Origin of the sequence: Chryseobacterium sp. CFS2, from assembly GCF_036543225.1 — a bacterium.
Taxonomy (GTDB): Bacteria; Bacteroidota; Bacteroidia; order Flavobacteriales; family Weeksellaceae; genus Chryseobacterium; species Chryseobacterium culicis_A.
Genome location: NZ_JAZHQU010000013.1, coordinates 1 through 23,159, shown reverse-complemented (window position 1 = coordinate 23,159; position 23,159 = coordinate 1). Strand labels below are relative to the sequence as shown.

Genomic DNA, 23,159 nt, shown 5'->3' with positions numbered 1-23,159 from the left:
AAAGAAATATTTTCTATATTTGCACCACCAAAACGGCGAGGTAGCTCAGTTGGTTAGAGCGCAGGATTCATAACCCTGAGGTCACGGGTTCAATTCCCGTCTTCGCTACAAAAAACCGCAATCATTGATTTAATGATTGCGGTTTTTACTTTTAAAAGATTCATAACTTCACCTTCGAATTCTCTCAAAAGATTTTCTTTTGTAAGGATTTTTGTCTTTCTATAAAACATTCAGGGAAAATAATGACTGCTTCAAATTTATTATAGTTTTTATCAGAGTTTTCTTTTTTAAGACAGACTCATGGTTTTATAGTTCTCGTATTCGTCTTATTGTTGCCCTTTTTTGAAAGATCTTGTTTTTTATACCCAAACCCTTTACTTAACTAAATAGTGCTTGTAATCTCCTGTTTTAAACGAAGAAATAAGATAGGGATTTTCTGCAAACCATTACTGGTATTGTAATTTTAAAATATACGATAAAATAAAACCCGCCTTACAATCTGTAAAGCGGGTTTTATTTTTTGTTCAGGTGATTTTATCATACCTGATATCCCAATAGCTTTCTGATCTGATAAAAGAATCTTTCAATCAGTCGCAGATCCTGTGTTACAATCTCTGCACTTCCTCTAAGCTCTTTATCGAATGTAAGCGTTTTATTGTAGCTTGTTTTTAATCCTTTTGGTAAAATCACATCTACATAGTAATTTCCTTTTTCATCAGGAATCAGAGATATGTTCTGCACCTTTCCTTCGATGATACCATATTCCTGGAATCGGTAGTTGTCTAGTTTTATTAATACCTTCTCACCTGGGGTTATTTTTCCTGAGTTGGTTGTAGGAACAGACATTCTGCCTACTAGCTGCTCTTTATTTTTAGGAAGAATAGAAATGATGGGTTCGCCTACTTTTACAAACTGATTCTCTCCAAAAAACTGTTGGAAACTGGCAACGCCGTCAGTGGATGAAATAACAAGATAGTTCAGCTCCCACTGTTTTAACGATTTTCGCAGCTGCTCAAGAAGCTGTAAGGTTTGTGAAGAATAGGTAATTCTATCTTTTTCTGTATTAATGGCAGTTCCGCTTTTGGTTTTATTCAGATTGGAAACTCCTTCATCCATTTGTGATATGGAGATTTTAATATTCTCAAGGTTTTGCTGGGCCTGAAGATATTTGATCTTCTCGTTTTCAAGTTCCATCGCTGAGATAACTCCTTGGTTGAATAATTCCTGAGATCTGCTGAAGTTTTTCTTAGTGAGATCATATTTTATGGATTCCAGGTTTTTCTGCTGTTTTAACGTTGCAATTCTTATTTTATATTCAGAAATACTTTGATTGGCAGCAAGGTTTTCAGGTGCATAAGGTTGAAGTCTTGTAAAAAGCGCTTCATCCTGAAATGCTTTCGCAAAGCTGTTGTATTCTCCTTGTAATTCTCCCAGTTTGAATCTCGATGCCTGAGCAATAGGGAAGGTATATAATTTATCAGGTGTAATGGAATCTACCAGGTTTTTCAATTCTAAAATATCCTTGTAGTTTGCAGTAGACTGCATCACCATTAAAACGTCATTCTTTTTAACTTCCTGATGATCTTTTATGAATATTTTTTCAATTTTGGAGCTGGTTCTTGCTTCTATTTTCTCCGGCGGATTCTGAGAAGTTACAATAATGGGTGCCGGTACAAATTCCGGATATTTTATGATGTAGCTCATTAAGAGAATAAGCAGGAGGATAATGAATATAACGGTATTTCCCCAGCGGATCATCCAATGTGGCGGCTGGGTAAGAATATCCTGTACGCTCTCAGAGCGGAGTTCTATATTGTCTAAAACGTCTTCTTTCATTGTTCTGAGGTAAAATTTCCCACTATATTAAAGGGGAATATAATTTAAATAATTGGGCAGATTCTATCATACTATGATGGTGGAGGAATATCTGCCGGATATCAAAATGTTTTTATATTAAGCTTTTCGGATTCTATTATGACTTAGCTTCCTAGTTCAAGCTGGTTTCTTACAAGTCTGTAATATTCGCCTCTTAAATCTACCAATTCAGCATGGCTTCCTTCTTCTACCACCTTTCCCTGATCCAGTACAATGATTTTATCGGCATGTCTTACTGTGGAAAGTCTGTGGGCAATGACAACAGCTGTCTTGCCTTTGAAGAACTGCTCAAGATTTTCCATAATCACTTTCTCGTTATTGGCATCCAGTGCAGATGTTGCTTCATCAAATAAAATATATTCCGGAGATTTATAAACGGCTCTTGCGATAAATAGTCTCTGCTTCTGACCTCCACTGACTCCAACTCCTTCATTTCCGATTTTCGTGTTATAACTTAGCGGAAGGCTTTCTATGAATTCTTTGATATTGGCAATGTCTACAGCACGTCTCAGCTTTTGTTTGTCAATATGATCTTCACCAACAGCAATGTTATTGGCAATGGTATCATTGAATACATAACCTTCCTGCATTACCACTCCACAATGATCTCTCCAATACCTGGGAGAAATATTTTTCATATTGGTATTCCCAATTTTAATCTCACCTTTATCCGGATCATAAAACTTCATCAGCAGTTTCAGCAGTGTTGTTTTTCCGCTTCCGCTGGCTCCTACAATAGCTGTTGTCTGCTGATATGGAATGGTAAGGCTTAAGTTTTCAAAAACCGGAACATCGGAACCAATATATCTGAATGACATATCTCTGATCTCGATATCTTTTTTGGGAAGATCTGTAACATAATGCTCATTTTTATCTTCTTCATCATCTTTATCGTGAATTTCTCCTAGTCTTTCAAGGGAAATTTTAGCATCCTGAGTCTGCTTGATAAAATCGATAAGCTGTAGAAGCGGGCTGTTTAGCTGCCCAATGATGTATTGAACAGAAAGCATCATCCCCAACGTAAGATTTCCACTTAAAACGAGCTTTGCAGAAAGGAAACTCACCAGAATATCTTTCATCTGATTGATAAAGTTACCTCCAACAGATTGCCACTGCTCTAATGAGAGTGATTTTATTCGGATTTTAAATAGTTTTACCTGAAGAAATTCCCAGTCCCATCTTTTTTGTTTCTCAGCATTATGCATTTTAATTTCCTGCATACCGTTGATAAGCTCGATTACTTTACTCTGTTCCTGAGATACCTGAGAGAATCTCTTATAGTCAAGTTCTTTTCTCTTTTTCAGGAAGAAAGTGATCCAGCCAACATATAATACGGCTCCTACAAGATAAACAATGAAAAGCCTGTAATCATAAAATAATAATACAATACTGAAGATAATAAGATTGACCAATGAGAATAATGTATTCAATGAAGAGCTTGTTAAAAGCTGTTCAATTCTGTGGTGGTCATTAATCCTCTGCATAATATCTCCGGTCATTCTTGTATCGAAGAAACTTATAGGAAGCTTCATTAATTTGATAAAGAAATCGGAGATGATCGATATATTAATTCTTGCTGAAAGATGGAGAAGGATCCAGCTTCTGATAGTCTCAATTCCCATTCTTCCCAGGAACAGCATAATCTGTGCAAGTAACACCACATAGATAAAATTAATATCCTGGTTCTGTATCCCGACGTCTACAATACTCTGGGTAAGAAACGGGAATATCAGAGAAAGTAAACTTCCTCCTAAAAGCCCTATGGCTAGCTGTACAACAAGCGTTTTATACTTAAGAAGATATTTGGAAAGGAATGTAAAGCTTGCCTTACTTTCTTCAGCATCAAATTCTGTCTGAAAGAATGCCGGCGTAGTTTCAAGAATCAGGACAATTCCTTCTTCTGTATTTTCGTTGGCATTTTCTCCAATCCAGGATTTGATGAATTCTTCCCTGGTATAAGTGATGAGCCCATAACTGGGATCTGAAATATATACTTTATTGTTTTTGTCAATTTTGTATACTACCACAAAATGGTTTTTATTCCAGTGTGCTATACTAGGGAAAGAAACCTCTTCTGTGAGGGTGTTGAAATCAATCTGGACACCCATTGAGCGGAATCCGAGGTTTTCTGCGGCATCGCTCAGCCCAAGAAGGCTGCTTCCTTCACGTGTTGTTTCGGAAAGGTTACGGATCTGTTGCAGGGATATACTTTTACCATAATACTTACTTACGATCCTGAGACATGTAGGGCCGCAGTCTTTGGTATCTGGTTGCTTATAAAAAGGAAACTTTTTTTTCAAAACTACTACTCATTATAAAATGCCGTCAATGAATGACGACATTTTTACTTTAATTCAATTATAATTCAATGAAATGGTAAACAGGAAATCGTCCCATTGGTCACCGTTTTCTACTCTTTTACATCTTTTCAGATGGTTATTTTGTTTTTCCTAAGATAGTGAAATTTTTAAATGGATGAGATTTATTTATTATATCTCATCATCCTCTATTAATTCATCAATAAAGAATAAAATATCTTCACGATCATATTTGTCAGGGAACTGATATCCGTTGATGATAAAGATCGGAGTAAAGTTTAATCCTGCATTACTGTTTTCATTGGTCATCTCCACCATTGGGTTAAGGTTTTCTGATGTTACAGTTCCTCCTGAAAGAGCATTGATTTTGCTTTCATCCTTAGTTTCGAACCATTCTTCTACTGCATGTAAAAACTCTTTTTCAGGTCTATTATGGTAAATATGAGTTAAGTCTGAAAGAAGCTGTGTGTACTTTTCAGGAGCTCTGTCCGGGGTATAATTAAATCTCATCTGCAAAGAAAGAGTATCCGGATATTTCTCCAAAAGACCTTCTATCAGTTTATGAGCATCTTTACAGAAACCACAATATGGATTGGAAACGATAGAAATACGAAGTTTAGCATCTCTTTTTCCAACAGCAAAAGTTTCAGTATCCTGAAATTCTATTTTGGGATTCTGTTCCATCTGGTTTTTGAACAGCTCATAATTTCTTTTGAATCTAAGGTTTTTTGCATTTGATTTTTGAAGTGTTTCCTTTTGCTCAAGTAGCGTGTTGAAATAGATCACTGCAGAGAATACAAGAGCCCACAGAATGACAGTCAATAAAAGCGTTCCCACACTGAATGAAAGATTCTCGAAAAATAAGCTGCTTATTACAATTTGTCCTGCCAGGATTGAAATAATTAAAAGACATACTCTACAGAATGTTTTTTCTACAAATGCCTGGATGTATAGAGAGTATCCGATGGCAAGTACAGAAACGAATGTAAATCCTTTTACGATATAAGCCGTAGCTGGTAAGAACAGACCCAATACGGCAAGTCCTGCAAAATAGATAAGAGAAAAATCTGCAAATTTTAGCCCTAAAATACTGGTTTTATCCTGTTTGATAATTTTATCACATGAGTTGGCTGTCTGGCTTGCTGCAGCCCCTCCGCCTCCGCATATACTTCCGATGACAGTAGAGGTATTTCCGAATTTCTGATTGAAAATTTCCAGAGAAATATAAACGCCTGCTAATGAAAGAACATTAAAGAGAGCTTCATAAATGGTTTGGCTAATAAAGGAATAAGCAAGAACAGCAGCAAAAATGATGTAAAGAACCGGTTTGAAATTGAAGGTCAGTTTGCTTTCTGCATTTTCAGTTTTTTCAAAAAGGAGTACGAAATCTGTTGATTTAGTATAAAGTTCTTCTTTACCTAAGGTCTTTGCTTTTTCTGAATAGACTGAATAATTACTTCCTGACTTCTTTACCAGAGAAAATGAATTCTCAACAATAGCAATAAATTCTTCCGGAAGTTCATCCCAATATTCTTTGTCAAGTTCGTAAGCATCATTTTTTATTCCCATAAAGTTCAGAGTATCACTGAATGCCAGTGCAGATGGGTAATTAGGATGGGAGTTGAACTGAAAAATAAATTCCTGTTTATCGAGTTTTAGATGGTTAATTAGTTTGTCAAAAATCATATTAATATTTTTATCTAAAATACACAGATGTTTTAAATATACAAAAAAAATTTTCCTTTATTAGTGAGATATAAGTGGGTATTGATAGATTTTATTTGATCCTCAGTATTTTATTCTATAGGATTGTAAGCTAAAAACCCGTTTTACAACACAAAATTGTAGAGATGGATCTCTTTCTAGAAATCCTGTAGTATTCGGTGTTTTGATATCTGTAGCAGGTTTTCTTTTAAGAGAAATAAATGATATTCTTACAGGTTGTATTTTGAAATTTTCAGGATGAAGTTTACAATAAACTTTACTTATGTGAGTGAATGCTCTTTTATTTAGGTAAAAACAGAATTAATAATAGCCTCAAAAATGATTCAGATATTTCGCAATTTTTGAGGTGGAAATTTTAGAAATATCACATCAAATACTATAGATAACTCCAATTTTTAAAATAGCAAAAACAGGATAGAAATAGAATGTTTTTTATCTAAGTAAATGTTTTGTTTTTTGAATTTTTCGTAGGTTATATGGATTTAAACCTTGTTTTGGACATTGGATGTCGTTGTTTTGTGTGTTTTGTGACAAGATGGAATGAACTCAAAAAAACTTAAAAAATCATAAAGTTTTCATAAAGTTTTAAAAAAGGATGGAAATGTTTTTGTATTTATAAAATATGTCGTACTTTTACATCGCCTTGAATGAGGGAACAAGTCAAGGTAATAAATTTTTTTTCATCATTTGTGTTTTTAGAATCGTATCGCCTGATACGATTCTTTTTTTATGTTTTCTCATAATTTAAAAGAAGATCTATAAAGTAAGAATACGTGACTGAACCTTCCTGCTGATTGCTTTTCAGAAACAGATTATTGGTAAATCCAAAGAAATCATCCAGCCAACCCTGGTGACGCAAAATGAAGCTTTTTTCATAAGCACGATCTCTTTTCATTGCTGGAGAATAATGATGAAGAGCATTCTTTACAAATTCAGGATCTTCCTCTGCAATGAATCTCAAAAGACTTTTTAAAGTGAATAACTCTGTACTGTATTTTAACTCCGGATTGCCGGAATGAATCCCTATCAAATATCCCACAAAATTAGCCTCCTGTTCTCTTGCGAAGCCTAATTGATGAGAGCTTTCGTGGGCGGTTGTGAAGGGAATGAAAGTATGAGGTAATTCAGAGTTATACTGAGCTTCTGCGGTAAAGGGATTATAGTATCCGAGAATACCTGTAAAATTCATTACATTCTTGAATAAACTGGGTTTGATATCCAGTATCTGAGGAGCTCTTTTATCCGAAATATAAGAAGGTAATGTTGTCTGCTGATTCAGGATTTCCTTTTGGATAGAAGTTAGGTCAGTGATGATAAAAACGCCCTTATTATCCTCATGAACAGACTGTCGGGTTTGTCTGCATTTTTCAAGATAGATAAGAGCCAGTTTTTTTGCCTTATTCACATTGGGTTCTTCCTGGCTTGAAAGTTTTTGAATAATAGGAGTCTGGAAATACAACATTCCCCAAAACACCTGATAAATGAAATAAAACACATTCATCATGATCAGTATCTTTATCATCGAATTATTTCTTCGTTGCTTTTTGAATAAAGTGATGAAATAATATAAAAGAAAAGCTGCCAGAATAATGTAAATCAAATCTCCAACAGAATACGGAGCCCAGCTGAACAGCATCTGGTGAGCTCTTTTCTGAAATTCAAAAAAGCTTTCAAAAAAAGAAACCATCACTTTGGATTTTGAGAATCCATAGAACAAAAGAAATTGGGCAAGTAATACACCTGCCCAAAACCTCTTTTTCTTATATATTTTTGTCGTTATATTAATGCCCATTACCTTTAGATAATTTATCCAGATCAATGCCCTGAGCCTTCAGAATTCCACTTACACGGATTGCATAGAATGCAAGATAAGCAAAACAAATAACCCCTACGATATAACTGAAATGAATATTCGTTAGATCGGCAATATACCCTTGTATAAAGCTTACGATACCTCCACCCATAATCATCATAATAAGATATCCTGAACCTTGATTGGTGTGTTTTCCAAGTCCGTTAATTGCCAATGCGAAAATACACGGCCATAGAGTGGAACAGAAAAGACCTACACTGGTGAATGCATATACAGATACCATTCCGGTAGTAAACATACCAACAAGTAAAGCTGTGATCCCTGCTAAAGAGAAGATCAGAAGCATTCTTGCCGGATTTCCTTTACTTAAAATATCACAGATAATCATCGCAATAATGATAAATCCATATACATAGAACGGAGAAAGATCATGATGAGCAAGTGCGTTTACAAATAAAAATACCCCAAATGCAAGATAAGGTGCTAAGAACCTTAAGACCTTCTTGAATCCTGCGTTTACGTCAAATGCTTCTACAGCACCTGTCCAACGGCCAATCATTAATGATGCCCAGTATAGAGAGATGTAAGGAGCTACATCTTTTGTTTCAAATCCTAGATTTTTTTCCATATAGGCAGGAAGATTACTTGCCGTAGAAACTTCTACTCCTACATATACGAAGATGGCGATCATTCCCATGACCAATTGAGGATACTGGAATGCTGATTTTCTGTGCTCTCCCGGAGTTGTGTCATCTGTATCCTCAGTGTTAGTAGGAGTTACAGCAGGAAGAGAAGAAAATTTAAGCATTAAAGCTACAAGTGCGAAGGCTGCTCCCAATATCAGGTAAGGTATTTTTACACTTTCTATACTTGCTTCTGTATTGGCAGCACTTGCAGAACCAAAAATGGCAAATGCAACGATAAGCGGCCCGATGGTTGTTCCTAGGTTGTTGATTCCCCCGGCCATTGTTAATCTCTGAGATCCTGTTTCTGTAGGGCCTACCTCAATCGCAAGCGGATTGGCAACAATCTGTTGAAGAGAGAATCCTAAACCTACAATAAATAATCCGGAGATCATTAAAGGGAAAGAATGCATATTGGCAGCAGGGTAGAACAGTAAGGTTCCCAATGCGGAAATCAAAAGTCCTACAATAAGGCCGTTTTTGTACCCGATTTTGTTAATCAAATCCTGTTTCAGACTCTTTGATACAATCATATAAATTAAAGAACCTACAGTATACGCTACATAAAAGCATATCTGCACCAGCATACTTTCAGTTTGAGATAGATTGAAGGCTTTTTGAAAAACTGGGATCAGAATATCATTACTGGCTGCTACAAATCCCCAAAAGAAGAATACAGTAACCAACGGAATGAATTGTGCCCAATTGGTTTGTTTAGAATAATTTGACATATTTATTATAGATTTCACAAACAAATATAACTATTTCCTTTCAACGGAATACCTGATTAAGGTTTTTTTTATTGTCTCATAAGCCTCTGCCTTTAAGTCTTTTGGCGAATCTGTAGGCTCCATGATTCCATTGAAATACACTTTTACTCTTCCAGGATAGCCTTTTGAGTTTTCAAACGGGAACATTTCCTTGAGTCCCACAAAGGTATAAACAGCTATAGGAGATTGATGTTTTGAAGACAGCATGAAGGCACCGTCCTTAAAATCATCGAGGATAACAGAAGTGTCGTCAGGTACACCACCTTCAGGAAAAATAGCAATACTGTTGCCTTCCTCCATCTTCTCTGCGCATCTGCGGTATACATCGGCTCGGCTTTTTGCACTGGCCCTGTCTACCATGACACAAATCCTTTTATATATGGTTCCGAAAATCGGAATCTTTACCAGTTCTTTTTTTCCTACAAAACAAATCGGATGATCCGGAAACAGGATGCAGACAAGCATAATATCCATAATGGACGTATGGTTGGAGATAAAGACATAAGGGATGTTCTTATCTTTTACCTGTTCCGAAAGGTTTGTCAGATCATATCTGAAGCCCATTCCGTAAAACATGCCGAAACACCATAGTCTGACAAGTTTATAGCCGTATTTATAATGCTTTTTATTAAAGGATAAAATATAAACCGGGATTCCAATAATGACTGTCAGAAAAAATGCCAACAGCAGCAGCCAGAATCTCCAGAGATAATTTAAAATTTTTGTCACAGCTTAACCGTTAAAAATTACTTTCTTCTTTATCGAATAATTCAGAATGGAAACCAGCAATATTGCTGCAATTTTGCTGATCATTTCCGGGCTCAAGGTATAAAAAAATAAATTGATATTATCCTTAAAAATGAAACTGTAGAATATTTGGAAAAAACCTAAGCTGAGTAATGTTGAAAAGAAAGAAACAACCATGAAATAAGCAAACTCTTTTCTCTTCGAATGCTTTCCCCTTTCAAATACAAACCAGATACTCAGGAAGTAGTTGGTAATAATCCCGCAGCTGGTAGAAAAAATATTACTTAAAGGATAATGTATCCCATAGAAGTTGGTTTCCTTTACAAAGAAGTGCGGAAGATAGGTGCTGAAAATCTTAAAGCTGCCTATTTCTATAATGGCACTCAGTCCTCCTGCAATGATGAAGAACAAAACCTGTTTCTGGCGTAAGAGTATTTCTTTCATGTAATGAGTATAAAACTAAAAATCTTTGTCCATACCGGATAGTGTACTGAAGTGATCTATATCCCAGCAGATAAACACCTTAGTGAATTCCTCTTCATAATAATGGTTTTAAAATACCAATAATTACATAGCTTCACAATATGGATATGCAAATTTATAACTATATGTTAAACACTGAAAAAAGTTGTTAAAATATTTTTTTTAATAAAAATTATTTCTAATTTTAATATTCAGAATGATGTAATAATGACCTGATAATAAATTCATTTTCAACTCCTTGTGTTGATGGTTTTTTCTATCTTGTAGTGCACGATTAAGCGCATATACTCCAACATTTTATGACCCAATTATTAATAATATTTGTATGAAAAGTCAAAACAAATACAGAAAATTCCAGCTTCAACAGAAAAATATTGAGGCTCTTGAGAAAGAAAATTCCCGCTTCAAAAGAGTGTATTCTGAATATGAAAATATGTCAAATGAATTGTGGAATCTTGAAAACTCCAACGGAGAACCAGTGCCTGATGATTTTATCAATGCAATGGTATTACAGACTTCCTATCTGGAAGATGAAATAGAAGACTGGCTCTTACAATTCAACGAAAAAAAAACACAAATCAAACATTCATGATTTTAGACAGCTTCCAGGTTGTTTTTAAACGCTAATTGAAGATAAATTCCTAATTTAGCACCCTTAAATTAAAATCTAAAATATGGTTGCTATTGTAGATAGTGGTTCTACTAAATCGGATTGGGTAATACTTGATGACTTTAAGAAGGTTTTTCTGAAAACAGAAACAATCGGTTTCAATCCGAATTTTATCAACAGAGAACTTATCGCTCCTGAGGTGCAGAAAAATAGCAATCTGATGTCCCTTAAAAATTCAATTACCAAGGTCTATTTTTATGGTTCCGGATGTGGTGTGAAAAAAAACTGCGAAACCATAGAGGAAGAGTTGAAGAAGGTTTTTGTAAAAGCAGAATTTATTGTGAAGGAAGATCTGATGGCTGCAGCCTATGCAGCATACAGCGGAAAACCTGCTATCGTGTGCATTCTTGGCACAGGATCAAATTCTTGTTATTTCGACGGGGAAAACGTAAAGATAGAATTACCTTCATTAGGATTTATTATTGGAGATGAAGGAAGTGGCAGTGCTATAGGAAAACAATTGCTGCGCAGATATTTCATGAAAAAACTGCCTTCAGACCTTCGGGCCGAATTTGAAGCCAACTATCTGCTTACCGTAGAGGATGCATTGCAAAATATGTATCATACGACAAGACCAAATGCTTATTTGGCAGACTTTACCAAATTTGTGATCGAAAGAAAAGATCATCCTTATTTCAGGGATATGGTTTTTGAAGAAATGAAAAACTTCTTTGAATACCAGGTAATCCCCTATGAAGAAGCTAAAGACGTTGAAATCAATTTTATAGGATCTATCGCTTATTATTATGAAAATATACTACGTTCTGTAGCTACAGAACTTAATTTAAATGTGGGACATGTTGTGCAGAAACCAATAGAAAGCTTAGTAGATTACCACATTAAATATATACTTTAACAAAAAACCAAATTTTATGTCAAGTAACAACAATCGTGACGAAAAGAACTTTAGCCAGGCAGCGCTAGATTATCATAAAGCAGAACCCAAAGGAAAAATTGAAGTAATCCCATCAAAGCCACACTCTTCTCAAAGAGATTTGTCATTGGCTTACTCTCCGGGAGTAGCTGTTCCTTGTATGGAAATTCATGATAAGCCGGAAACTGTGTATGATTATACAGGAAAAGGAAACCTGGTAGCAGTAATTTCTAACGGTACTGCCGTACTTGGACTGGGAGATATCGGTGCTGAAGCTTCAAAGCCGGTAATGGAGGGGAAAGGACTTTTATTCAAGATCTTTGCAGATATCAACGTTTTTGATATTGAGATCGATGAAAAAGATCCGGATAAATTTATTGAAATCGTAAAAGGTATCGCTCCTACTTTCGGAGGGATTAACCTGGAAGATATTAAAGCTCCTGAAGCTTTTTATATAGAACAAAGACTGAAAGAGGAGTTAAATATTCCTTTGATGCATGATGACCAGCACGGAACTGCAATTATCTCTGCAGCTGCATTGATCAACTCTTTGCAGATTGCGAATAAAGATATTGATAAAGTGAAAATGGTGGTGAATGGTGCAGGAGCTGCAGCTATTGCATGTACCAAGCTTTATATTTCATTAGGACTGAAAAAAGAAAACGTCCTGATGTGTGACAGTAAAGGGGTAATCAATCATAAGAGAGAGAACCTTACTCCGGAAAAATTAGATTTCATTGCTCAGACGGATATCGAAACATTAGAAGATGCTGTAAAAGGATCTGATGTTTTTGTGGGATTATCAAAAGGAAACGTAATGACTCCTGAAATGTTGTTGAGCATGAGTGAAAATCCTATTGTATTCGCTTTAGCTAACCCTGATCCGGAAATTGCTTATGACCTTGCCCTTGATACTCGTAAAGATGTAATCATGGCAACGGGAAGAAGTGATTATCCTAACCAGGTAAACAATGTACTGGGATTCCCTTACATTTTCCGTGGAGCATTAGATGTACAGGCTACAGGAATTAATGAAGACATGAAACTGGCTGCTGTACATGCCATTGCCGATCTTGCAAAAGAACCGGTGCCGGAAGCTGTAATTTTAGCATACAACGTTCAGAACTTACAGTTCGGAAGAGAATATTTCATTCCAAAACCTTTTGATAACAGACTGATCACAAAAGTATCAAGTGCTGTAGCAAAAGCGGCTATTGAAAGTGGTGTTGCAAGAAAAACCATTACGGATTTTGAAGAATATGAGCACCAGCTTTTAGACAGAATGGGAAGAGATGAGAGACTGGTAAGAATGATGCAGAGCCGTGCAAAATCCAATCCGAAAAGAATTACCCTTGGAAATGCTGAAGAATACAATGTATTGAAAGCTGCCCAGATTCTTTATGAAGAAGGAATTGCTTATCCAAGTCTTTTAGGAGATAAAAAATACATCAAGGAGCAGATGGAGCGTTACGGAATTACCCTGGATGTTCCGATCATTGATCCAAGTGATGACGATCAGAAAGAAAACAGAAAAAAATACAGAGAAACCCTTTGGAAACTTCGTCAGAGAAAAGGAATGAACGAATACAAAGCAAAGAGATATGTACGTCAGAGAGATTATTTCGGACCTCTTATGCTTAGACATGGAGATACTGATGGTCTTATCGTAGGATTCTCTAAGAATTATACTTCAGTTTTACGTCCTGTTTTGGAAGTTATTGAAAAAGATAAAGGAGTAGATAAAGTAGCGGCCATGATGATGATCCTGTCTGAAAAGAAACCTATTTTCTTCGCAGATACTTCCATCAACCAGAATCCTACTTCTGAAGATCTTGTGAACATTGCTAAAATGGCAGAATTTACAGTGAAATCTTTTGCTATCGAACCAAGGATTGCCATGCTTGGATTTGAAAACTTTGCTGCCATCTCTGAAACTTCTAAAAAAGTAGCAAAAGCAGTAAGTATTCTCCACGAGAAATTCCCTAAAATGGTTGTAGATGGTGAAATTCAACCGGATTTCGCTATGAATGCAGATCACCTGAGTGATTACCCATTCTCAAAATTAGGTACTACACCAGCGAACACCTTCATCTTCCCTAACCTTGAAAGTGCTAATCTTTCTTACAAAATTATAAGAGGGATGAAAGTAGCACAGGTTATCGGGCCAATCTTAATGGGATTAAAGCAGCCGGTACACGTACTTCAGATGCGTTCAAGCGTAGATGAGATTGTAAACCTTGCTACCATTGCTGTTCTTGATGCGCAAAGAAGAGAGAAAAAATAATACAGAATGGATGGTATTACCGAAAATAAGTAATCCATCTCTCTTATTTAAAAAATGACACTTTAAACCGTGTTCAGATAGTAAAAAGACTCCATATTTTGGAGTCTTTTGTTTTTATGTTAATTCCTTGAATTCTTATTTGAAATTTAAGTTAAAAATCATTCGTACATCAAATGAAAACATTAATTAGTTTAAATTGCTATATTTGGGAGTTTTAAAAATTAATAATGATATTTTCTTTACAAGGCACTGTTCAAGAACTTACGCCTACCTACGCTGTCATTAATGTACAAGGAGTTGGTTACTATGTGGGAATCAGTTTGATGACCTCACAAACGCTGGTTTTGAATCAGCAGACCTTTTTATTTATCCAGCAGATCATCCGTGAAGATGCCCATCTTCTCTTTGGATTTAACACACGTTCAGAAAAAGAAATGTTCAATCTGTTAATAAGCGTTAATGGAGTAGGAGCTGTTTCAGCACTTATTCTGTTGTCAACATTAAGCCTTGATGAGATTGCTTCTGCCATACTTTCCGGAAACAGTGCATTGATCCAAAAAGCAAAAGGAATCGGTGCAAAAACTGCTGAAAGAATTATCGTGGATCTTAAAGATAAAGTACAGAAATACAGTGATCCGAATGCGAACATTTCTGTAATGGCGGATAATAAAATTAAGGAAGAATCGTTATCTGCATTAGAAGTTTTAGGCATTCCTAAACGAACGAGCGAGAAGATTGCGGATAAAATTATAAAACAAAATCCAAGCATCTCGGTAGAAGAATTGGTTAAACAAATCTTAAAAAACATTTAACATTTGGTGGCGAATATTAAGCATCTTAACATATTTTTGTTCCTGTCGTTCCTGTGTATGTCTGTCAGTGCTTTTGCACAGGCACAGAAAGATACAGCGATCATAAGAAAACAATATGAAGTGGCAGACCCTACGAGGTACGAAGCCTATTACGACATAAAAACCGGGATGTACTATGTGTATCCCAAAATCGGAAATACCATTACAGGTCCTCCTACAGCCATGTCTCCGGAAGAGTATAAAGAATATATGCTTGCCAGCCAGACAAAAGCTTATTACAAGGAGAAATCTGATAAATATAACCTTCTTTTCAGAAAAGACAGATCCGATGCGAGAAAGCAGGGGCTAATCCCTTCATTGTTAATTAATAACAGGCTTTTTGAAACAATTTTCGGAGGTAACAAAATTGAAATCATTCCTTCAGGGTATGCATCCCTTGATTTTGCAGGACTTTACCAGAAAATAGATAACCCGATGATCCTGCCGCAAAACAGGACCAGTTTTACCTTTGATATCGATCAGCGAATTCAGCTTGGTTTATTGGGTAAAGTAGGGGAAAACCTTCAGTTAAAGGCCAATTATGATACCCAGAGTGGTTTTGCTTTTGAAAACAGAATGAATCTTGTTTGGCAGGCAAAAGGAAGCTGGAAAGATCTTCAAAGTAAAGGTCTTGGAAATGTAGATAAACCCAACGAAGGAGGAGAAGATAAAATCATCAAAAGAGTTGAGTTTGGTAACGTAAATATGCCGCTTTCAACCAGCCTTATCCGTGGTTCACAATCATTGTTTGGGGTGAAAACAGAGTTTCAGTTAGGAAAAACATTTGGAACGGTTGTCCTTTCCCAGCAACAGGGAGAGGCTCGTAATATTGTAGTTCAGGGTGGTGGTGTGATGAACAACTTTAAAGTCAATGCGATTGACTATGAAGAAAACCAGCACTTCTTTTTAGGGCACTATTTCCTGAACAAGTATGATGATGCCTTACTTAATTACCCACAGATCAACTCCACAATCAATATTACCAGAATGGAAGTCTGGGTACTAGATCAGGGGAACAGTAATCTCGCTTATCAAAAAAGTATTATCGGCATCAGAGACCTTGGAGAAGGACCTGGAGGAGTTACTCTGCCGGATAACTCGCTGAACGGATTGTATGATGAGGTATCAGCAGTAGCCGGAACAAGAGAAGCAGGGAAAAATTACAATGCTCTTTTTCAAGGGCATGTCTTCCCGGGAACACCTACTCCCTATAGTAACGGAGAAGAATTTCTTCTTGCTACAAAAGCGAGGAAACTGAATGCTAATGAATTTACCTACCAACCTCAGCTAGGATATATTTCATTAAATCAAAAGCTTAATGACCAGCAGCTTTTAGCCGTTTCCTACTCATATACGGTTAACGGAAGCAATAAAGTATACAAAGTAGGAGAGTTCTCTGAAGAAAGCCCGGTGTTGATCACCAAAGTATTGAGAGTAAACAATAAAGTGAACACTCAATCTCCGATGTGGGATCTGATGATGAAGAATGTTTATTCTATGGATGCAGGACAGGTATCTCCAGATGGTTTTATTCTTAATGTTTATTACAGAGATCCAAAAACAGGAGGTAAAGTAAACTATCTTCCAGACACTCCTGTAAAAGATCAGAACTTATTGAAGTTATTCAACTGGGACCGTCTTAATATGAACGGCGATATCCAGAACAATAAAGACGGAAGTAAAGGAGACGGTATTTTCGACTTTGTCAATGGGATTACCATCAGACCGGAAACAGGAAGAGTGATTTTTACCAAAGTACAGCCTTTCGGTAAATTTCTGGAAGCAAAATTAGGTACAAGTGATCCTCAATATGTATTTCAGGATCTTTATACCAAACAAAAACAACAAGCGTCCGCCAGTAACCTTTCACAGAGGTATACAATGGAAGGCCGTTATAAAGGTGTTCAGGGGCAGGGTATATCTTTAGGTGCAGTAAACGTTCCTCAGGGATCAGTAAAAGTGGCTGCAAATGGAGTACAGCTTACAGAAGGTGTAGACTATACCGTAGATTATATGCTTGGTACGGTTACAATCATTAATGAAAATGTAAAACAGTCCGGACAGGCCATCAATATTTCACTTGAAAACCAATTGACATTTAATACCCAAAGAAAAAGATTCTTAGGATTAAATTTAGAAAGAAGATTTAGTGAAAACTTTATCTTAGGAGGAACGGTGATCAATTACTCTGAGTCTCCACTAACCCAGAAAGTAAATTTCGGACAGGAAGCGGTAAACAATACCATGGCAGGAATCAACTTGATGTACAACAATCAGGCTCCTTACCTTACAAGATTGACCAACAAACTTCCAATGGTGAAAACCGAAGCTCCATCCAACTTAAACTTCAAGATGGAAGCTGCGTATTTGTTACCTGGATTGAATAAAGGCACAAATAATCAGTCTTACATTGATGATTTTGAACAAACAACTTCCAAAATATCATTAAAAGAACCGGCAGCATGGAGCCTTGCTTCAAAACCGGAAAAAAATACACTGCCGCCATTTAATACAGTACCAGGAGATGACGATATAACAAGTGGATATGGAAGAGGATTATTAACATGGTATAATATCGACCCTAGGTTCTGGGGCGTTGGAGGAAAAGCTCCGGCAGGAGTTACCCCACAGTCTGTATCCAACCATGCTTCCAGAAGAGTACAATATTCGGAGATTTATAATAACAGAGATTTCGTAGCAGGAGAACAAACCTTTACGAATACTTTCGATATTTCATATTTCCCTAAAGAAAAAGGACCATACAACGTAAACCCGTTAACAGAACAGGCACAAAGCAGATGGGCGGGGATCATGAGATCGATAAGTGTTCCCAACTTTGTTACTTCAAACATTGAATACGTTGAATTCTGGATGATGGACCCTTATGCAGATGGTAAAACACTGGGTACTGATCCAAAACTATTACTTCACTTAGGAAACGTTTCTGAAGATGTATTGAAGGATGGGAAAATGCAGTATGAAAATGGATTGCCAACTCCTGGTACACCATCTTCTACAACGAATTCAAACTGGGGAATACAGCCAAAACAACCACCAATTTTATATGCCTTCTCTACAGAAGGAGAGGACAGAAAAGTGCAGGATGCAGGATATGACGGTCTTACTTCTGATCAGGAAGCTATGAGATTCGGAAATACTTTTGTAAACCCGGTAACCAATATTGCTGACCCTGCAGTGGATGACTTTGTATTCTATCTTTCTGATAAATTTACAGGAAGCCAGGCAGCTTCTGTTGTAGAACGATACAAATATTTCAGAAATCCTGAAGGAAACTCAGAAGCCAACTCTCTGAATGTGGCTTCACAAACTCCGGATGCTGAAGATATCAATAAAGACTACAACCTTGATCAGACTGAAAACTATAATCAGTATGTGATCAAACTTGATAAGCAAAGTTTAGCGCTGGGAGGGAACAATATTGTAGATGTAAAAACAGTAAAAGCAACATTCCAGAACGGACAGTCTTCAGATGTTAAATGGTACCTGTTTAGAATTCCTGTAGCAAATTATGATAAAGCTGAAGGAACACACGAAGATGAAGTATTAAATAACGTAAGATTTGCAAGATTGATGCTTGCAGGATTTGATCAGACCTCTACTCTGAGATTCGGAACAATGGATCTTGTAAGATCAGACTGGAGAAAGTATACAGGTAAAATTGCAAGTTTAAATGTTACTAATCCAGAAGAAGGAACAGGAACTGTGACAGATCCTAATTTTGAAATAGGAAGTGTAAATATTGAAGAAAATGCATTGAATCAGCCTCCATATGTATTGCCTCCGGGAATTGACAGACAGGTATTGAGTGGAAATGCAGGAGCACAGAGACAGAATGAAGCTTCACTTTACATGAAAGTGAAAGATCTTAAAACTGAGGCAAGAGGAGTATTCAAAAATACAACGTTGGATATGAGAAGATACAAAAAGCTGAAGCTGTTTGTACACGCTCATGATCCATTGAACAGAGTAATTGGACTGGATGAGAATACCAAATTCTTTATCCGTTTTGGAAGCGATGCTACTGATAACTATTACGAGTATGAATCATCTTTAAGAATGACTCCTACAACAGCAACAGCTCCTATGGAGATCTGGCCAATAGAAAATGAAGTTGATTTTGATGTTCAGAACTTTGTAGATGCTAAAATCAGAAGAGACAAATCTGGTGTTGCTATTACGAATAGAACAGTTGATACAGGATATCAGGAACCGTATAAAAATATTTATATCAAAGGTAGACCGAGTTTAGGAAATGTTACCACCATTATGATTGGGGTAAGAAATGCAGATCCAAGAACAAACTCTACTATATCAAGAGTTCTTTGGGTAAACGAAATCCGTCTTTCTGAAATTGAAAATGATGGAGGGTATGCAGGAAATGCCAGCTTAAACTTTAATATGGGAGACTTGGCAACAGTTAATGCCAATGCCTCATATACCTCAGTTGGTTTCGGGAATATTGATTCAAAACCTGCGGAAAGAACCCAGTCTACTCAATCGGCATTTAGTATTAACACTGCCATTAATGTAGATAAATTCCTTCCTGAAAAAACCGGAGTAAAGATTCCTTTAAATTATTCTTACTCGCAGACTATTGAAGATCCAAAGTACAATCCTCTGGATACCGATGTAGAATTCAGTAAGGCACCCAACAAGGAGCAGTTGAAAAAAGTAGCGAGAACATATACTCAGCAGAGAAGTATCGGAGTTGTCAACATGCATAAAGAAAGAGTAAATCCAAATAAAAAGTCTAAGTTTTATGATATTGAAAACGTTTCAGTAACGGCTGTTTATAACGATGATTATTTCAGAGATATTTATACCAAGAGAAATTACAGACAGTATCTGAGAGGATATATTGATTATAACTACACGTTTAAACCGTGGGTATTGAAGCCTTTCAACAAGATGATCAGTGATACGGCAAAGTCTACAAAATATCTGAGATGGGTAAAGGAATTCAATATTAACCCAATTCCTACAAGAATATCTTTCAGAACTGAAATCGACAGAAATTATAATGAGCTTGAGTTCAGAAATGTAGAAGCTATCCTGAATGGTGACATGAACAATAATTTTGATGCTATCAGAAACAGAAACTTCTTCTTTGGATGGCAGTATGGATTAGGATTCAATTTCACAAAATCATTAAAACTGGAAATCAACTCTGCCACCAGAACGCTGAATGATAATCTGGATGTAAATTCGATGGATAGTAAGTCAATCTTCGGAAATGTATTCAGAGCCGGAAGACCGGTATTGTATAACCACAGAGCACAGTTAAACTATAAATTACCATTCCAGTATCTGCCTTATCTGGACTTTATTGATGCGGAAGTAGGATATGGATTTACCTATAACTGGGCGGCAAGATCTACGTCATTGCTTGGATTTGTAGATCCTGAGACTAATAGGCCTTCAAGCTTAGGATCAATAGGACAGAATACCAATGTGATTCAGGCAACAGCCTCTGCTGATCTTCCGAAGTTCTTTGGCCAGTTTAACTATTTCAAAAATATTAATGCCAAACTTCAGAAACGCAGACAGGAAATGGACTCTCTGAATAATGTGTATGCAAAGCAATGGGAGAAAAACAGATACAGATATAAGAAATATAAATTTAAGAATAAGCTTACTCCACTTCAAAGTGCAGCATTCTTACTGACTTCTTTCAAACAGTTAAACGTAAGTTATAACGAAACGAATGGAACAGTACTTCCGGGACTAATATCAGCTCCAAACTGGTATGGATCTGGACAGACACTGGGTGGACCAACTCTTGGATTCCTTTTAGGATCACAGGCTGACATCAGAAGAACAGTAATGGAAAACGGATGGGTGAGTGATTCTAAATATATGACAGATCCTTATGTAAGAATGTCGACCAAAGAATTGAGAGCAGACCTACAAGTGATGCCGATGAATGATTTAAGAGTTGACCTTAATGTGTTGCATACTTTTAACAGTAACTTCTCACATACAGGATTTAACTATATCAATGGTGGGGTTTCTGATCCTGACTTTACATTTGCCAGCGAATTGACTACCTATTCCAATACGACAATGCTTCTTAGTACATCATTTAAAGATGGGCAGGCAGTTTACCAGGCGATCAGAGAAAATGCGAGAGCTCTTTCTCAACAACTGGGAGATCCGGGAGCAGTATTGGATAACAACGGATTTGCTAAGCATTACAGCATTGGAAATGCCTATGTATTGATTCCTGCCTTTAGAGCAGCGATGGAAGGAAAATCAGTGACGCCTATGGGCAATCCTAAAAAATCAGGATTCCCGTTACCAAACTGGAGAATTACCTATTCCGGATTGAAAAATATCCCGATGATCAGCGGGCAGTTCACGAAGTTTGATATCTTACATGCCTATACCGCCACCTATACGGCAACAGGTATTCAGAGTAACGTAGATTATCACGGTAACCCGAACGGATATTATCAGACAGTAGATAATGCAGGTAATGTGGTCAAAGATGGAGGTGATAAAATTAACCCGTATACATTCGCCCAGGTGGGATATGTAGAATCTTTCTCACCGCTTATTGGAGTAGATGTTACCATGAGAAACAATATGCAGTTCGGAATACAGTACAACAGAACCAGAATGATGGTATTGGGGTTAGTTAACCAGACGCTTACCGAAGATGCCAATACAGAATATGTAGTAAGACTTGGGTATATTATCAGAAACTTCAGATTAGGAACAGCCAATATCAGAGGAAGAGGAACAAGAGGAAAAGGAAGTGACCTTAACATCAGAGGAGATATTTCATTAAGAGACAGTAAAACATCCATTATGAATATTCTGTTAAATGATGCACAGGTTACAGGAGGACAGAGATTGATGAATATCAAACTTTCCGCAGACTATAACGTTTCCGAAAACCTGAACCTGAGAGTATTCTACGAACAGATGACCTCAAAGTATAAGATCTCTACAGCATTCCCACTGTCTACAGTGAGAGCAGGTATTTCTGCCACATTTACATTCGGAGATTCCGGAGGTGGATTCTAAAAATAATACAAACATAAAAGTCCTTCAGGTTTGAAGGACTTTTTTTATATCCAATATTTGAAGCTACTATATTTTTGAATACATTTGTACAAAATAAAAATTAAAAAATGAACACACCATCAGAATTAAAGTACACGAAAGATCACGAATGGATCAAGATCGAAGGTAACATTGCTACAATTGGTATTACAGACTTCGCTCAGGGAGAACTTGGAGATATCGTTTACGTTGACGTAGATACTGTAGATGATGATCTTAATGGAGGAGATGTTTTCGGAAGTGTAGAAGCAGTAAAAACGGTTTCAGATCTATTCTTACCTATCGCTGGAAAGGTTATTGAGTTCAATTCAGAATTAGAAGCTCAGCCTGAACTGTTAAATACAGATCCTTATGGGGACGGATGGATCATCAAATTGGAAATTGCTGATGGGGCAGATCAGTCAGAGTTACTTTCTGCAGATGATTACAAAGCTATCATTGGATAAGATTTCAAAAATATTTAGTAAGATATTGCCCATTTATTGGGCATTTCTTACTTATATGCTTCTCAAACCCGGAGAAGAAAACCATGAATATTGGTTTATGTTCAGCGGTATAGACAAAGTATTACATCTCAGTATATTTGCTGCCTTGGGGTTCTCTTTTATTGCTGCATTCCCAAAAATAAAATTCTCATACTTTTTTCAGATCATTCTTATCTATGCATTCCTTACAGAAATCCTGCAGGAAGAAATGGGATTAGGGAGATCTATGGAAACATTGGATATCGTAGCAGATACTATTGGATGTCTGCTAGGATACTTTACCTATAAGTTATTAGTCAAACGTTTTTTCTGATTATTCCTTTGGAAGAGCTAATCGATTCATATTCCTATCCTTAACACAAAATTGATATTCTAACTCTCCAACCCTCAAACTCTGCAACTTATTCAGGAGCTATTTCCTGCTATCCATTCATACTCCTCACGCCAGCGGCTCTCTAGCGCTCCAACCCAGCAACTCTCCAACGCATGCTG

General features: G+C 36.6%; 14 protein-coding genes and 1 tRNA gene. 8 read left to right on the top strand and 7 right to left on the bottom strand.

The window, feature by feature from the left end:
* Positions 1-34: 34 nt before the first annotated feature.
* Positions 35-108, top strand: a tRNA-Met gene (locus tag ODR02_RS22255).
* Between the two features lie 429 nt (positions 109-537).
* Here the strand turns inward: ODR02_RS22255 and ODR02_RS22250 are convergent.
* The 7 genes from ODR02_RS22250 to ODR02_RS22220 all read right to left on the bottom strand — a co-directional run bounded on the left by ODR02_RS22250 (position 538) and on the right by ODR02_RS22220 (position 10,375).
* Positions 538-1,836: an HlyD family secretion protein gene (locus ODR02_RS22250; RefSeq protein ID WP_209786040.1), complete on the bottom strand. Its 1,299-nt coding sequence runs from the start codon at positions 1,834-1,836 to the stop codon at positions 538-540.
* A 143-nt stretch (positions 1,837-1,979) separates the two neighbouring features.
* Positions 1,980-4,175, bottom strand: a complete 2,196-nt coding sequence (locus tag ODR02_RS22245; protein WP_309513585.1) for a peptidase domain-containing ABC transporter — start codon at positions 4,173-4,175, stop codon at positions 1,980-1,982.
* Between the two features lie 189 nt (positions 4,176-4,364).
* Positions 4,365-5,879, bottom strand: coding sequence for a thioredoxin domain-containing protein (locus ODR02_RS22240; protein WP_309513584.1), 1,515 nt, complete (start codon positions 5,877-5,879; stop codon positions 4,365-4,367).
* A gap of 766 nt (positions 5,880-6,645) precedes the next feature.
* Positions 6,646-7,608: a DUF3810 domain-containing protein gene (locus tag ODR02_RS22235; protein WP_442879496.1), complete on the bottom strand. Its 963-nt coding sequence runs from the start codon at positions 7,606-7,608 to the stop codon at positions 6,646-6,648.
* A 91-nt stretch (positions 7,609-7,699) separates the two neighbouring features.
* Positions 7,700-9,145 carry an MFS transporter gene (locus tag ODR02_RS22230; RefSeq protein ID WP_209786036.1) on the bottom strand — a complete coding sequence of 482 codons (1,446 nt, stop codon included), beginning with the start codon at positions 9,143-9,145 and terminating at the stop codon, positions 7,700-7,702.
* 30 nt (positions 9,146-9,175) lie between these two features.
* A complete protein-coding gene (locus ODR02_RS22225; RefSeq protein WP_209786035.1) occupies positions 9,176-9,913 on the bottom strand; it encodes a lysophospholipid acyltransferase family protein in 738 nt (245 codons plus the stop codon).
* A gap of 3 nt (positions 9,914-9,916) precedes the next feature.
* Positions 9,917-10,375: a GtrA family protein gene (locus ODR02_RS22220; protein ID WP_105684656.1), complete on the bottom strand. Its 459-nt coding sequence runs from the start codon at positions 10,373-10,375 to the stop codon at positions 9,917-9,919.
* A gap of 364 nt (positions 10,376-10,739) precedes the next feature.
* On the opposite strand from ODR02_RS22220, the gene ODR02_RS22215 reads away from it, so the two are divergent.
* The 7 genes from ODR02_RS22215 (at position 10,740) to ODR02_RS22185 (ending at position 22,980) form a co-directional block, all read left to right on the top strand.
* The gene (locus ODR02_RS22215; protein WP_309513582.1) at positions 10,740-11,006 is read left to right on the top strand and encodes a hypothetical protein; all 267 of its coding nucleotides are present in this window, start codon (positions 10,740-10,742) and stop codon (positions 11,004-11,006) included.
* A gap of 82 nt (positions 11,007-11,088) precedes the next feature.
* A complete protein-coding gene (locus ODR02_RS22210; RefSeq protein ID WP_209786034.1) occupies positions 11,089-11,940 on the top strand; it encodes a BadF/BadG/BcrA/BcrD ATPase family protein in 852 nt (283 codons plus the stop codon).
* Positions 11,941-11,956: 16 nt separating this feature from the next.
* Complete coding sequence (locus ODR02_RS22205) at positions 11,957-14,242, top strand: NADP-dependent malic enzyme (protein WP_209786033.1); 2,286 nt, start codon at positions 11,957-11,959, stop codon at positions 14,240-14,242.
* Positions 14,243-14,469: 227 nt separating this feature from the next.
* Entirely contained in the window at positions 14,470-15,054 is a 585-nt protein-coding gene (ruvA, locus tag ODR02_RS22200) for a Holliday junction branch migration protein RuvA (protein WP_209786032.1), read from the top strand.
* Positions 15,055-15,111: 57 nt separating this feature from the next.
* Positions 15,112-22,143 (top strand): T9SS outer membrane translocon Sov/SprA, encoded by a 7,032-nt coding sequence (gene sov / locus ODR02_RS22195; protein WP_209786031.1) that lies wholly within the window; start codon positions 15,112-15,114, stop codon positions 22,141-22,143.
* Between the two features lie 107 nt (positions 22,144-22,250).
* Complete coding sequence (gene gcvH / locus ODR02_RS22190) at positions 22,251-22,628, top strand: glycine cleavage system protein GcvH (RefSeq protein WP_209786030.1); 378 nt, start codon at positions 22,251-22,253, stop codon at positions 22,626-22,628.
* The gene (locus tag ODR02_RS22185; RefSeq protein ID WP_209786029.1) at positions 22,603-22,980 is read left to right on the top strand and encodes a VanZ family protein; all 378 of its coding nucleotides are present in this window, start codon (positions 22,603-22,605) and stop codon (positions 22,978-22,980) included. Before gcvH ends, ODR02_RS22185 begins: the two co-directional genes overlap by 26 nt.
* Positions 22,981-23,159 lie beyond the last annotated feature (179 nt).